The organism is Nocardia cyriacigeorgica (assembly GCF_029868385.1).
Taxonomy (GTDB): domain Bacteria; phylum Actinomycetota; class Actinomycetes; order Mycobacteriales; family Mycobacteriaceae; genus Nocardia; species Nocardia cyriacigeorgica_F.
This window is the reverse complement of sequence record NZ_JARWNX010000020.1, coordinates 1-13608: the sequence shown is the minus strand read 5'-3', so window position 1 is coordinate 13608 and position 13608 is coordinate 1. Positions and strand designations below refer to the sequence as shown.

11 protein-coding genes are annotated in these 13608 nt (G+C 70.0%); 7 read left to right on the top strand and 4 right to left on the bottom strand.

Translation table 11 applies throughout. The annotated features are described in order from the left end of the window. Positions 1 to 34: 34 nt before the first annotated feature. Genes QH168_RS01990 through QH168_RS01975 form a run of 4 tightly spaced genes read left to right on the top strand, consistent with a single transcriptional unit; the run spans position 35 to position 3250 of the window. Entirely contained in the window at positions 35 to 772 is a 738-nt protein-coding gene (locus tag QH168_RS01990) for an alpha/beta hydrolase (RefSeq protein WP_280232636.1), read from the top strand. A gap of 42 nt (positions 773 to 814) precedes the next feature. Further along, complete coding sequence (locus QH168_RS01985; RefSeq protein ID WP_280232635.1) at positions 815 to 1186, top strand: hypothetical protein; 372 nt, start codon at positions 815 to 817, stop codon at positions 1184 to 1186. Continuing rightward, positions 1179 to 2495 (top strand): PPE domain-containing protein, encoded by a 1317-nt coding sequence (locus tag QH168_RS01980; protein ID WP_280232634.1) that lies wholly within the window; start codon positions 1179 to 1181, stop codon positions 2493 to 2495. The genes QH168_RS01985 and QH168_RS01980 overlap by 8 nt, the downstream gene beginning before the upstream one ends. 8 nt (positions 2496 to 2503) lie before the next feature. Next, positions 2504 to 3250 (top strand): ESX secretion-associated protein EspG, encoded by a 747-nt coding sequence (locus tag QH168_RS01975; RefSeq protein ID WP_280232633.1) that lies wholly within the window; start codon positions 2504 to 2506, stop codon positions 3248 to 3250. A gap of 16 nt (positions 3251 to 3266) precedes the next feature. Here QH168_RS01975 and QH168_RS01970 read toward each other — a convergent pair whose 3' ends face one another. Together QH168_RS01970 and QH168_RS01965 are read right to left on the bottom strand one after the other, a co-directional pair. Further along, entirely contained in the window at positions 3267 to 3899 is a 633-nt protein-coding gene (locus tag QH168_RS01970; protein ID WP_280232632.1) for a phosphoribosyltransferase, read from the bottom strand. 11 nt (positions 3900 to 3910) lie between these two features. After that, positions 3911 to 4765, bottom strand: coding sequence for a carbon-nitrogen hydrolase family protein (locus QH168_RS01965; protein WP_280232631.1), 855 nt, complete (start codon positions 4763 to 4765; stop codon positions 3911 to 3913). Between the two features lie 62 nt (positions 4766 to 4827). Between QH168_RS01965 and QH168_RS01960 the strand changes: the two genes are divergently transcribed. Both QH168_RS01960 and QH168_RS01955 read left to right on the top strand, forming a co-directional pair. Then, a complete protein-coding gene (locus tag QH168_RS01960; protein ID WP_280232630.1) occupies positions 4828 to 6636 on the top strand; it encodes a DEAD/DEAH box helicase in 1809 nt (602 codons plus the stop codon). Positions 6637 to 6757: 121 nt separating this feature from the next. Next, positions 6758 to 10210 (top strand): AAA domain-containing protein, encoded by a 3453-nt coding sequence (locus tag QH168_RS01955; protein ID WP_280232732.1) that lies wholly within the window; start codon positions 6758 to 6760, stop codon positions 10208 to 10210. A gap of 222 nt (positions 10211 to 10432) precedes the next feature. On the opposite strand, the gene QH168_RS01950 is transcribed toward QH168_RS01955, so the two are convergent. Beyond that, the gene (locus QH168_RS01950) at positions 10433 to 11620 is read right to left on the bottom strand and encodes an amino acid deaminase/aldolase (protein ID WP_280232629.1); all 1188 of its coding nucleotides are present in this window, start codon (positions 11618 to 11620) and stop codon (positions 10433 to 10435) included. 45 nt (positions 11621 to 11665) lie between these two features. Next, on the bottom strand, positions 11666 to 12145 hold the full coding sequence (locus QH168_RS01945) for a TetR family transcriptional regulator (protein WP_280232628.1): 480 nt from the start codon (positions 12143 to 12145) through the stop codon (positions 11666 to 11668). A 414-nt stretch (positions 12146 to 12559) separates the two neighbouring features. Here QH168_RS01945 and QH168_RS01940 point away from each other — a divergent pair, with 414 nt between their 5' ends. Beyond that, positions 12560 to 13306 (top strand): tyrosine-protein phosphatase, encoded by a 747-nt coding sequence (locus QH168_RS01940; protein ID WP_280232627.1) that lies wholly within the window; start codon positions 12560 to 12562, stop codon positions 13304 to 13306. The last annotated feature ends 302 nt before the right edge of the window (positions 13307 to 13608 follow it).

Genomic DNA, 13608 nt, shown 5'->3' with positions numbered 1-13608 from the left:
CCTACTGCCGCATGATTTCTGCGAGTATGCGGAGATGGGTTACTTCGACGGCGCGCGCGGCCGGATGCACTATCGGCGGTGGCCGGACGAGCATCGGGTGGCGGTGCTGGTGCTACTGCCCGGTATCGGTCAACACAGCGGGCATTACCACCGGTTCGCGCGAGTTCTGCGCGGTGCGGGCATCGAGATGTGGGCATTGGACACCGCGGGCCACGGGCTCAGCGAGGGTGATCCCGAACAGCCGGGCACACTGCGGGAACTGGTGGACGATGCGGCGGCGCTACTGGAACTGGTCCGGGCGCAAGTCCCCGAGACACCGCTGATCCTGATGGGTCATTCCCTCGGCGCGGTCACCGCGCTCGGCGCGCTCGGCGCCGCCCTACCGGCCGCGACCGAGGCCGAGGCCGACACCGGTCGCGGCACCGGCGCCCTCGCCGCCGACTATCCGCTGGTCCCCTCCATCCCGGTGGACGCGCTGGCCGGCCTGGTGCTGTCCGGTGTCACCGGCCGCGCGCTCGGCGGCGGTGCGGCCGACGCCGCCGGAACACCGCTGCCCGCCACACTTCCGGTCCTGGCGGTGCACGGTCTCGACGATCGCCGGGCCCCCATCGATGCGGTGCGGGTATGGACTGGGCGGCATAAATGGGTAGATTTGCGGGAGTACGCCGACGCCGGGCACGATCTGCTGCACGAGCCGGTGCACGCGCGGGTCGGTGCCGACATCGCGGAGTGGACGCTGGGAGTCGTCAAGGGGTTGGCACGGCGCTCGTGACCGACAGCTGCGTAGGCAGCCGATGGGAAGAAGGGGGACGAGGTGCAGCGCAACGATATCGCCGCACTCGGTACCGCCGTCGACAACGGCGATCTGTGGATCGACGGAGTCCTGGTGGCCGAGGGTGCGCACGAACAGTGCGCCCTGCGTTATGAACAGCTCGCCGACCAGGTCGACATCCAGATCCAGCAGCTCGCCGCGGCCGCCACCCTGCCGGGTTTCGGTGGCTTCGCCTCCGGTGACGCCCTGCGCCGCGGTTTCGAGGGCAAGGCCACCGAGGCGATCACCCAGTTGCGCGATTACGCGGCCGCCGCACGAAGCCTGGCCCAGACCTTCCGCGCCGCCGCCGCGGCCTACCGCGCTACCGACGACGCCGTCGCCGCCGCGACCCGCAAGGTGGCCGCCGATGCGTGATATGCCGCGCACCGCCGAACGCGGTGCCCATCAGCGCGTCGACCCCGATTACGCGTCCACGGTCGAGGTCTTCGACAGTCTGACCCATCACCAGATCCACACCGCCGTACAGCAACTCGCTCCCGCCACACTGCTCGCGGGCCAGCAGGCCTGGCAGACCACCGCCACCGGGCTCACCGACGCACTCGATCAGGCGCACACCGAGATCCGTTCGGCCATCGCCGACGGCTGGCGTGGCGGCGCGGCCCAGCAGGCCGCCGCGGCCGTACGCGATTTCGAACAGCTCGGCAGGCAGCTCGCCGATGTGATGACGGTGGTCGGGCAGCGGTTGGGCCAGGCGGGCGACGCCGCCGAGGCATTGCGCGGTGCAGTGCCCGGACCGTCGGACGCCGAACCCGATCTCGCGGCGGCCCTGCTGGATCCGGCGCGCGCCACCGACAATGTCGCCGCGGCCAAGACCGTCGAGAACTCACGCCAGGACGTGGTCCGGGTGATGGAGAGCATCTACACCACCGCGTTCATCCCGACCGGCGCGGCGGTGCCCGCATTCCCGGACGCACCGGCGGGCGCCGCCGCTCCGGCCCCGGCAGCCGCGACTCCCGGTCCGGTATCGATCGTGGTTCCCGATATCGACGTCGGCAGCCCGATTTCCCAGCCGCCGACGGTGACCGTCGTCGCGGCGACGGTGGACCAGGAGCCGGGCGCACCGGAACCGCCCGCGGCACCGGAGCCCGCCGACTCGGAGACGCAGGCACCGGCGACGATCCCCGCGGCCGCCGCGCCGGTCGTCCCCGCGGCCGCGGAATCCACTCCGCAGACACCGGCCACCACGCCCGCCGCGGCCACCACCGCCCCGGCGAGTGCCGCACCGGTGCCGTCCACCGACCGCCCGGCGGCGATACCCGCCACGGCACCGGCGTCCACCGTGGCCGCGTCCGCGTCGGTCGCGGGCGTCGGCGCGGTCCCTTCGAACACCGGCACCTCCGACGATCAGCGCAAACGGGAGGAGAAGCGCCAGGATTCGACCGCGTCCGGCGGCGATGCGATCGCCGGGATGAGCGCTGGCGCGATGGGTGGCCTGATGGGTGGAGCCCTGGCGGCCGCCGACACCACCCGCTCCGGGCCGGCCCCGGTCGCCCCGAAACCCGCACCGGCGAACACCGATGAATTCGATGACGAGGACGACGATCTGCACTACGTCGACGACGAGCTGACCTTCCTCGAACCGGCCGGTCCGGGCGGCGAGCTGATCGGCTCACTCGACCCGACCACACCGCCGGTCCTCGGTGAGTGGACCGAGCACGAGTGAACTGGAGCATGACCCCCGACCAGTTCGCCATGGCCTGGTCGAGGACCGACGGAGATCGCATCCCCTATCCACTGGCCGTGCGGTTGTCGGCGCGCGATACCGCCGAACGCGCCGCACAACTGCCCGCCCTGACCGAATGGTGTGACCGCACCCTCGATGCCGACCTGGAAGCCGCGCTGCGCGTACTGGCCCGGCCCGACGTGTGCGTCGAGGTGTTCGGGGAACGCACCGACTCGGACGGCGCGACCACACCGGTTCGTATCCTCGGCGCCGCCAGCGGCAATGTCGCGGTGGTCGCCGCACAGCGTCCGGGTGCCGAACCCGATCGCGGCGCCGAGCTGACGGTGATGGCCGGTGGCGCCAGATCACTGCCGGGACGGGTGGTCTCGATGCTGCCCGGCTGCCCCGCCGGTACGGGCCCACGACTCAATGCCCCGCTGTCGCGGGTGGTCGAGGACAGCAGGAATCTGGTGACGATGCCGGTGGCCGGACCGACCGAGCCGACCCGTATCCGCAAACTGCTACGTCAGCGCCGCGACGGTATCGGCCAGATCGTGGTGTCGGTGCGCCGCGACGACGAACTGGACCCGTTCGGCGTGCTGTGCTGGGTGGACCTCACCGAGGACGGGCGCTACCTCGTGCGCACCGGCAACAGCGTCGATATCGTCGCGGTGGACGCCGAGCAGTTCACCGGCCATCTGCGTCCGATGGTCACCGCGGCCCAGCGCCGCACCGCGCTCGCCGACCAGTGGTGAACGAGCCGGTCGGCCGCTAGGGCGCCGCGCCCAGCAGGTCGGTGACCTCGTGATCGACGAGCTGATGGAAGTCGCGGTAGGCATTGCCGACCCCGCCGAGGTCGGGCGGGATCAGCGGGCACACCACCTCGTCGGCTTCCAACGCGATCCGGTCCATGGCCTCCGCGGAGGCCACCGGGACCGCGACGATGAGCTGTTTCGGCATCTTCAACCGCGCCACCCGGCAGGCCACCAGCACCGTCGCGCCGGTCGCCATACCGTCGTCGACGATGACGACGGTGCGCCCACCCAACGGGATCGGCTCGGCATCGCCACGCCACGCCGTCCGCCGACGCTCGAGTTCGATGCGTTCGGCGGCCTCGATCTCGGCGAGACGGTCCCGCGAGAGCCCGGTATGGGCGAGCACATCGGCGTTGATCACCCGGCCGCCGTCCTCACCGATCGCACCGACCGCGAGTTCGGGCTGCCACGGCACACCGAGTTTGCGGACCAGCAGGATGTCGAGATCGCCGCCGATCACCGCGCGCACCGCGGCCGCCACCGGAACCCCGCCGCGCGGCAGACCGAGCACCAGCGGATTCGACGCGTGCAGGTAGGACAATCTCTTACCCAGCGCGCGACCGGCTGCGGCACGATCGCTGTAGACCATTACCTCGAACGCTACTCCCCGACGCGCTCGACGACCTCGAATCGCCGCAGGTCCAGGCTGGGATTGGCCAGGCGGACCTCGGCCACCCGCGCGAGATCGACCGTCGCCACCCGCACACCCGGTTCGTCGCCGAGTTCGGCGAGCACGACACCCGCCGGGTCGATGATCATCGACGCGCCCGCACCGCGCCGCGCGCTCTGATCGGCGGCGGCCACATAGACGGTGTTCTCGATGGCGCGGGCCCGCAGCAGGGTGGTCCACTGGTCGACCTTGCCCGGACCGGGAATCCACTGGGCGGGCAGCAGCAGCACCTGGGCGCCCGCCGCCGCCACGCGACGGCAACCCTCGGGGAAGCGCAGATCGAAACAGGTCTGCATCCCGAAGGTGACCTCGCCCACGGTGAACACGGCGGGTTCGGTCACCGCGCCGGCCCGCACCACCTCGGATTCGCGATGACCGAACGCGTCGTAGAGGTGCACCTTGCGGTAGTGGGTGAGCAGTGTTCCGTCGGGACCGAGCGCGACGAGCGTGTTGTGGATGCGGTCCGCATCCGAAGCGGTCGCCTCCACCACTCCGGCCACCAGGTGCACCCCGTGCTCGGCGGCGATCGCGGCCAGGCCGGTGACGAACGGGCCGGTCAACGGCTCGGCGACGGCGACGACACGCTGATCGAGCCGGCCGACCGCATACATCGAATACTCCGGCGCGACCACCACAGCGGCCCCGGCCCGTGCCGCCGCGCGCACCTGTTCACCCAGCGCGGCCAGGTTGTCCGACGGCTCGGTCGACGGCGCGAACTGGACCACCGCGAGATCGACTCGCCCGGCCCCCGACGCCGTGGTCTCGGCCGTGTTCTGCGGTTGCATAGGTCTCACCGTATTGGCCCGGTGGCCGGGACGACCACCGCGAGGCGGTAAACTGCTGGTCAATGAGCACCAATCAGGTCGACAGCGTTCCCGGCGACGACGAAACCACCGCTGTGGGCGGCGATACCAGCACTGTCGACCCCACCTTCGCCGATCTCGGCATCGATGACCGCGTGCTGCGGGCCATCGCCGATGTCGGCTACGAAACGCCGTCGCCCATCCAGGCGGCGACGATTCCACCGCTGCTCTCCGGCGCCGATGTGGTCGGTCTCGCGCAGACCGGCACCGGTAAGACCGCCGCGTTCGCCATTCCGATCCTGATGGGCCTCGAGGTCACCGGTAAGGCGCCACGCGCCCTGGTGCTCGCACCGACCCGTGAACTGGCGATCCAGGTCGCCGAGGCGTTCGGCCGCTACGCCGCGCACATCCCCGGTCTGCATGTGCTGCCGATCTATGGCGGCCAGAGCTATGGCGTGCAGTTGTCCGGTCTGCGCCGCGGCGCACATGTCGTGGTCGGCACGCCCGGCCGCGTGATCGATCATCTGGAAAAGGGCACGCTCGATCTGTCGCAGCTCCAGTACCTGGTGCTCGACGAGGCCGACGAGATGCTCAAGATGGGGTTCCAGGAGGACGTCGAGCGCATCCTCGCCGACACCCCGTCCGATAAGCAGGTCGCGCTGTTCTCCGCGACCATGCCCGCGGCGATCCGCAAGATCTCCAAGCAGTATCTGCACGATCCGGTCGAGATCACCGTCAAGGCCAAGACCTCCACCAACACCAACATCACCCAGCGCTGGGTGCAGGTGTCGCATCAGCGCAAACTCGACGCGTTGACCCGTATCCTCGAGGTCGAGTCGTTCGAGGCGATGATCATCTTCGTGCGCACCAAACAGGCCACCGAGGAGCTGGCCGAGAAGCTGCGCGCGCGTGGCTTCTCCGCCGCCGCCATCAACGGCGATATCGCCCAGGCCCAGCGGGAACGCACCATCGGTCAGCTCAAGGCGGGCACCCTCGACATCCTGGTCGCCACCGATGTCGCCGCCCGCGGTCTGGACGTCGACCGCATCTCGCATGTGGTCAACTACGACATCCCGCACGACACCGAGTCCTATGTGCACCGCATCGGCCGCACCGGTCGCGCGGGCCGCTCGGGTGAGGCGCTGCTGTTCGTCGCGCCGCGGGAACGGCATCTACTCAAGGCGATCGAACGCGCCACCCGGCATCCGCTCACCGAGATGCAGCTGCCGAGCGTCGACGATGTCAACGCCCAGCGCGTCTCGAAGTTCGGTGACGCCATCACCGAGAACCTCAACTCGGCCAATATCGCGCTGTTCCGCAAGCTGATCGAGGAGTACGAGCGCGAGCACAATATCGCCCTCGTCGATATCGCGGCCGCGTTGGCCGTCGGCTCGCACGATGGCGACAACTTCTTCATGGAGCCCGAACCGGAGCCGGTCGAGCGTCCGCAGCGCGAGCGGGCACCGCGCCGCTTCGACGACGAACGCCCCGGCGGAGCCGGCGGCGGCGGACGGCATCGGGCCACCGGCGCCGAGCTGGCCACCTACCGGATCAGCGTCGGTAAACGGCATCGGGTGGTGCCGGGCGCGATCGTCGGCGCGATCGCCAACGAGGGCGGACTGCGCCGCAGCGACTTCGGTCATATCAGCATCCGGCCCGACCACAGCCTGGTCGAGCTGCCCGCGCATCTGCCGAAGGAAACGCTGGATGCGTTGCGCAGCACCAGGATCAGCGGTGTGCTGATCCAGCTGCAACTCGATCAGGGCCCGCCGGGACAGCGGTCGTTCACTCGGGGCCCGCGCCGTGACCGCGACGCCGGTAAACGTTTCGAGCGGCGCAAGCCTCGTTCCTGACGCCACGCCGAGCCGGGCAGGCTTCATCGCGGCCGGATCCGCTGGCTAAGGTGTTGCCGTCCGGTGCGCAAGGAAGCGCTGACCGGTGTCCCGTCCGGGCACAGGAGGGCCGCGTTTGTTCGTGTTCGGTGATCGCGTCGTCAGCACCGCCGCAGACCTCACCCGCGCCGCGCGGTGCGAATTCGCGATGCTGCACGCCCTCGATACCGAGATGGGTGCCGTGCCCGCCGGTGGTGGCGAGGTCGCTCCCGGACGAGGTGGGCGGGCCGACCTGGATGCCGAACGGGCCGGGATGGCGGCGAAATTGCGGGAACGCCACGGCGCGGGATTCGTCGAGATCAGCGCCTTTCGTGATCGCATCGACCTCGAGGATGGCGGCGATGACATCATCGCCCGGCTGCGCGCCGCACACTCCGAAACCCTTGCCGCCCTGCACAGCCGGGCTCCGGTGATCGCGGGCGCGGTGTTCTTCGACGGCGAATTCGCCTGCCGCGCCGAGTTCCTGGTGCGTGCCGAGCACCGGGTGCGCTACCGCGTGCACGGCCTCGCCGACGCGGACTTCTCGATCACCGGAGCCTTGGAACTCGCGGGCTGCGCCGCCGCGATCGAAGCCGCCGGTGTGCCCGCCGATCCGCTGATCGCGCAGTCGCACGGCGACCGGATCCGCACACTGCCGTTGGCCGAGCTGCTACCGGTGTATCGCGCGCGACGCGCACGGGTGCGGCGCATCGTGGAGGAGAAACTCGGCGAACTGCTGCCCGCCCAATGGGGCGACCCCCGCTATCTGGCCTGCGGACACTGTCCGGTCTGCGTCGAGGCGCTCACCGCGGCGCGCGATCTGCTGCTTGTCGCGGGCATGAGCGGCACCGCGCGGGCGCGACTGCGGGAATCCGGGATCGGCACCATCGACCGACTGGCCGCCGCACCGGGCCCGCTGCCAACGGTGCCCGAGGTTGCGCCGCGCACTCTGCTCCGCCTGCGCAGGCAGGCCGAGATCCAGCTGCGCCGTGATGATTCGGGACGTCCCGCGCACACTCTCATCGATCCCGCCGCGATCGGCGCGCTGCCACCCACCTCCCCCGGCGACCTCGGCCTCACCATCGATGTGGTGGAACCCGGCTGGGTGCGGATCGAACTCGGCGGCTCCGGTGCCGTGCAGCTGTCAGCGGTGGTGCCGTTGTCGGCGGCGCGCGACGGCCGGCCCGATGGGGTTCGCACCCGAGGGCGTGACGCGCTCGACGCGGTGCTCCGCTTCATCTGCGAACGCAGGAGCAATGACCCCGAGCTGCACATCTTCCACTACACCTCCGCCGTCCGCTCGGCCCTGGTATGCGCGGGCGCCCGATTCGGTACCGGCGAGGACCTGATCGATGAACTGCTGACCGGCGGCGTGCTGGTCGACCTGTATCCGATCGTGCGCAACGCCGTGCTGATCGGCACGGATTCCTATCGGCTCACGCGGCTGCGGTCCCTGCTTCCCGGCGCGCCACCCGCCCCCGGCGCCGACCACGACTGCGTCACCGTCCTCGGATTACGGGACTGGCTGCTCGACCGCGCCGCCGAACAGGGCATAGAGCCACGCACTCACAGTCGGCGCACCGCACGCCGAATGCAGCCGGGCGCCGCACCCACGGTCCGTCCGCTCCCCCTCGAGGCCGCACTCGCCGAATTCGCGCACGCCGACGCACCGACGATCGAACCGAGCGACCAGGACGCACCCGCGCACCCGGCGGACGCGCCGGACCATCGGTCCGAGGTGGACACACCCGCCCGTCGCGTGGCGGCGGTGATGGCGGCGGCACTGGGATATCGCCGCCGGGAACGGCAGCCACTGTGGTGGGCGCACGCGGATCGGCTCAGCCATCCGGTCGACGAATGGCCGGAGGCGCCGGGGGTGCTGGTGGCGGATTGGGGCACCGTCGACACCAAATGGCATATCGGCCCGCGCGGTGACACCATGCGGCGGTTCCTCACGCTGACCGGCCGGATGGGCGCCGGCAGCGGGCTGGCGCCGGGTACCGCGGTCCATACCTTCTACGACCGTCCGGTCGGCGCGGCCATGGCGGCGACAGCGGGCACCCGAGCGACCGCGACGGCAACGGTGCTCGGCTGTTCGGTCGACGCGGAATTCGACGACACCGTCCGACTCGAGGAACGGCTGCCGCCCGGCTGCGCACCGTTCGACGATCTGCCCACCGCCATCGCACCGGGCCCGCCCGGACATGACGACAGCGTGGACGCCGCGATGGAACACAGTGCCCAACTGCTGCTGATGACGCTGCCGCACATCCCGGCGAACGCGGTATTCGACATCCTCGCGCGCCGGGTGCCGCGGCTGCGGCCCGCGGGTGGTCCGCTGCCGAGGGTGCACGGCGACCATGCCGCCGCGATCACCGCGGCCGTGCGGTCGCTCGACGACTCCTACGTCGCGGTGCACGGGCCGCCGGGTACCGGGAAGACGGCCACCGTCGCGCGGGTCGTCGAACGCATGGTCACCCGGTACGGCTGGCGGGTCGGCGTGGTCGCGCCGACACCGGCGATCGTGGAGAACGTACTGGACGCGGTGGTCGAGGCGGGGGTGCTGCCGGAGTTGGTGGCCAAGAAGGACGTCACGATTCCGGCGCCGGAGTGGGCCGTCATCGATGCCGAGCGCTATCCGCGGTTCCTGGACAACGCGATCAACGGCTGTGTGGTCGGTGGCGCCCCGGCCGATTTCGCCGATCCGGCGCTGATTCCGTACCAGGGTCTGGATCTGCTGGTCATCGCGGATGCGGGACGATTCGCGCTGGCCGAGGCCGTGGCCGCGGCGGTGAGCGCCCACAACCTGCTCCTGATCGGCGATCCGGTCCCGGCTCCCGCGGCAACGGCCCCGTTCGCGCCGCACGAGCATATCGCCGCCGCCCATCCCGAACCGGTGGGCGAATCGGTCCTCGGCTGGCTGACCGAGGGCGGCGATACGCTGCCCGCCGACCGCGGATACTTCCTCGACCGCACCTGGCGGATGCCCGCGCAGGTGGCCGAGCCGATGTCGCGGCTCTACTACGACGGCAGGCTACGCGCCTGCGATACCGTCACGCTGGCGCGCCGCCTCACCGATATCGCCCCCGGTGTCGACACCGTCCTGGTGGATCATCACGGCGATTCGACCGAATCGGTCGCCGAGGCACGGGAGGTGGTGCGCCGGGTGCGCGCCCTCCTCGGCCTGTCGTGGACGATCGGCGCGACGACGCGGCGGCTGCATCCGCACGACATCTTCGTGGTGACGCCCTATCGCGCCCAGGTGGCACGGATCTCGACGCTGCTGGCCCGCGCCAAGATCGATGATGTGCTGGTGGGTACGCCCGAGCTGTTCCGCGGCCGGGAGGCGGCGGTCGTCATCGTCTCCATGACGACATCGAGCCCGGCCGACGCGCCGCACGGGGTGCCGGGGCTGATCTCACGCACGATCGTGCAGGGTGCGGTGTGCCGGGCGCTGTGGAAGGCGATCATCATCCGCTCGCCACTGCTGACCGAGTACCTGCCCGCCTCGGCGGCCGAATTGACCGAGCTGTCGCGGTTGCTCCGGTTGGGCTGAGTCGACCGGTTACGTGGCGACACAATTCGCGTTGCGATACCGGTTGGGAGTACCCGTATATTCGTTGATGGCCGCCGATTCCCCGGTCATCAACCGATTCTTCGAATCACGCCAGCACGTCACCGATTAACCAAACCAGTCGGTTTTGTATTCGAATAGTCCGAATTCAGTACTACTACAGCCGGTCATTTTCGGCGCGATTTCCGCCGATTCGCCGCAGCCTCAGCCGAAACATTTTCCTTCGCCGCGATAGGTCGGCACCGCGGTGCGCACACCCTCGCCGTCGACCATCTGCACCCGATCGAACCGCTCGCACAGCTCACCGGCCTTGGCATGTCGCAACCACACCCGATCGCCGATGCGAAGGTGAGCGGCGCCGGTCAGCGGCGTCTGCACCTCACCCGCACCCTCGGTGCCGAGCATCTGTAAACCGATGGGCCATACCGGTTTCGGCACCCGCGACGCCCCGGCTGGACCGGAGGCGATATAGCCACCACCGAACAGGGTCGCGATGCCGGGTGCGGGTTTGCGCACGACGGACAGCGCGAAGAACAGCGATGGCTGCACACTGAACGCGCGATAGTCGTCGAACAGGGTCGGGGCGTACAGACCGGACCCGGCGGTCACCTCGGTGACGGCGGCGTCACCGGTGCTGACCTCGATGGACCCGGTGCCGCCACTGTTGACGATCTGGAGCGGCCCGGCCACCGACCGCACCGCGTCCACCACCTCGCCCCGACGCTTGCCGATCTCGGCCGCCGACACCTTCTTCACCAGCCGCACAGCGATATTGCTGTCGGGCAGGCCCGCGATCTGCGCCTCGTAGGTCATCACGCCGACCACCTCGAAGCCGCCCCGCTGCGCCGCCGCGGCCAGCCGTGCCGCCTCATCCGGCGTTCGTATCGGCGAGCGGCGCACACCGAGATGCAGAGGACCGATCCGCAGCGAGGCGTCCACATCCAGGCAGACCCGCGGCCGCACGGTCTCGGTGCCGATCGCGGCACGGATGAATTCCAGCTGGGCGACATCGTCGATCATCAGCGTGATCGAATCACGCAGGAGCTGATCGGAGCCCAGCTCGGCCAGGGCGGCTCGGTCGGTCACCGGATAGCCGAGCAGCACGTCACGGGCACCGAGCCGGACCAACCAGATGGCTTCGGCCAGCGAATACGACATGATGCCCGCGAATCCGCCGTCCGCTGTCAGGCCGGTGCCGAGCACTTCTTCCAGCACGGCGCGACACCGCACGGATTTGCTGGCGACGCGAATCGGGACGCCACCCGCGCGGCGCACCAGATCGGCGGCATTGGCGCGGAGGGCGGTCAGGTCGAGGGCGGCGAGGGGCGGCTCGAGGTCGGCGGTGGCGGCGTGCAGCCCCGCGATCGGCGACGTTTCAGTCACCCCACCCACTCAACCATGCAACTGGTCAGTCGTCCAGTACTGTGCGGATACCGCTCACGCGTCCGCGGCGCGGGTGGCCAGGCTCGATACCACATCGTCGAGGACCACCAGGATCGTCTCATCGTCGCGGTCGGCCAGCCAGCGCAATACCGCGCCCTGGAGCACCGAGACCACATAGGCCGCGATGGCGTCGACCGGTTCCAGCCACTGCGCGCCGGCGAGCCGCGCGCACAACTCCAGGAAGACGCCGACCTCGGCATCGGTGTCCTGGAACAGCGCGGCACCGGGCGCGTCCGGCGCCGTATCGGCATCGCCGTCCCAGTGCGCGCGCAACCGCTGGACGGCTTCCTCATAGGCCCGCAACTGTTTGGCCGGGGTCGCCTTCACCAACGGCCAGTACGCGCTGAATCCGGCATGCAGCAGCACCCGCAGTGCGCGCACACCGGTCATATCGAGCGAAGCAGCCGCATTCTCGACTGCCTCGCAGACGGTCGGCCGCAATCGGGCCTCCACCAATTCTCCACGTGCGATCAACGACGACTCCCTCGGCGACAGATCTCGCGCACCTCGTCGGCCGCGATTGGCTGAGCCGGGCGGACACTTGTCGGGAAAGTGCGGTCCATCCAGTCAGCGTTCATCAATGGTAGAAGGTTTTCGGGGTTTAAGAACTAGTTCGGTGGGTAAATTCAGACTAAAAGATTGTTTTGTTACCTAACCGGAACGATGTAGAACCCCCCAGGCGCTGCGCCGGAATCGCTTCCGCGAACATCACTCTCGACCTCCCCCGTCGTCGGCACAAAGCATCGATCAGCGTACGACATGATCGACATCGCGCCTCGCCGCTGTGGCGGAACACACAGCTGGACCTCGCAAAACGGACACCGGACCGTCGCCATGAGGTTCCGCGGACCGCACCACGGCGCCCTCGGCGACCGTTAGCCTGGGAAAGTGACTCTCTCGCCTCTGGCCGACCACCTCCGCATCACCGGCACCTTCAACTTCCGCGATCTCGGCGGTCTGCCCACCACCGGCGGCGGCACCGTCCGTCCCGGAGTGCTGCTGCGATCGGCTCAGCTCAGCAGGCTGGACGAGGCCGGGCATGCCGTATTGCGTGAACTCGGCGTGAGCGCCGTGCACGATCTGCGCGGCCGGGCCGAGATCGCCAAACAGGGCGCCGACCACCTGCCCGAAGGCATCCGGCTCACCGTCACCCCCTTCGACTCGGATATGGGCGAAGCCCCGCCGCACGACCCGGCCACCGGTTCGGCCCTGGCCCATATGCTCGAGGTCTACCGACTCTTCCCCGCTCGACCGGAGGCGCACGCGGCCATCGTCGCGATCGCCGAATCGATCGTGCGCGACGACGGCGCGGTGCTCGTGCACTGCGCGGCGGGCAAGGACCGCACCGGCTGGGCGATCGCGACCCTGCTGCGCGCGGTCGAGGTGAGCGAGGAGGCCGTGCTGACCGAATACCTGCTCAGCAATTCCGCCGTGCCGATGCTGCGCGCCATGCTGGCCGAGGAGCTGGGCCCGGACCACGGCCTTTCCGACGATCTGCTCGGCGTCCGCGAGGAGTACCTGCGCACCGCGCTCGCCGCAGCCCATGAACTGCACGGCGATTTCGACCGTCATCTGACCGCTGTCGGCCTCACCGTGGATCTGCGTACCCGTCTGCGCGAACGTCTGCTCGGCTGAATCACCCGGTAGTTCGCGACCTCCGCCGAGTCACACGCCAGGACGGCCGTCCGCACCACCGTTTCCGTGACGCGCCGCGGCCGCGTCGGGTGTAGCGGCCTCCGTCGTGCACTGCGGCTCGTCGTGCACTGCGGCTCGTCGTGGGGGGCCCCCCCCCCCCCGCCCCCCCCCCCCCCCCACCCCCCCCCGCGCCCCCCCCCCCCCCCCCAAACCCCGGCGGCGGCCCCCACCCACCGCCCCCCAGGTGTCCAGATAAACCGGGGGGCACAACCTGCCCGGGCAGCCGGCGGGGGTGGTGGTCG

Bases quoted from the DNA above. Each gene is read 5' to 3' on its own strand.
- QH168_RS01990 (WP_280232636.1), top strand. From the start codon at position 35: ATGGGTTACTTCGACGGCGCGCGCGGCCGGATGCACTATCGGCGGTGG.
- QH168_RS01975 (WP_280232633.1), top strand. From the start codon at position 2,504: ATGACCCCCGACCAGTTCGCCATGGCCTGGTCGAGGACCGACGGAGAT.
- QH168_RS01980 (WP_280232634.1), top strand. From the start codon at position 1,179: ATGCGTGATATGCCGCGCACCGCCGAACGCGGTGCCCATCAGCGCGTC.
- QH168_RS01960 (WP_280232630.1), top strand. From the start codon at position 4,828: ATGAGCACCAATCAGGTCGACAGCGTTCCCGGCGACGACGAAACCACC.
- QH168_RS01970 (WP_280232632.1), bottom strand. From the start codon at position 3,899: ATGGTCTACAGCGATCGTGCCGCAGCCGGTCGCGCGCTGGGTAAGAGA.
- QH168_RS01965 (WP_280232631.1), bottom strand. From the start codon at position 4,765: ATGCAACCGCAGAACACGGCCGAGACCACGGCGTCGGGGGCCGGGCGA.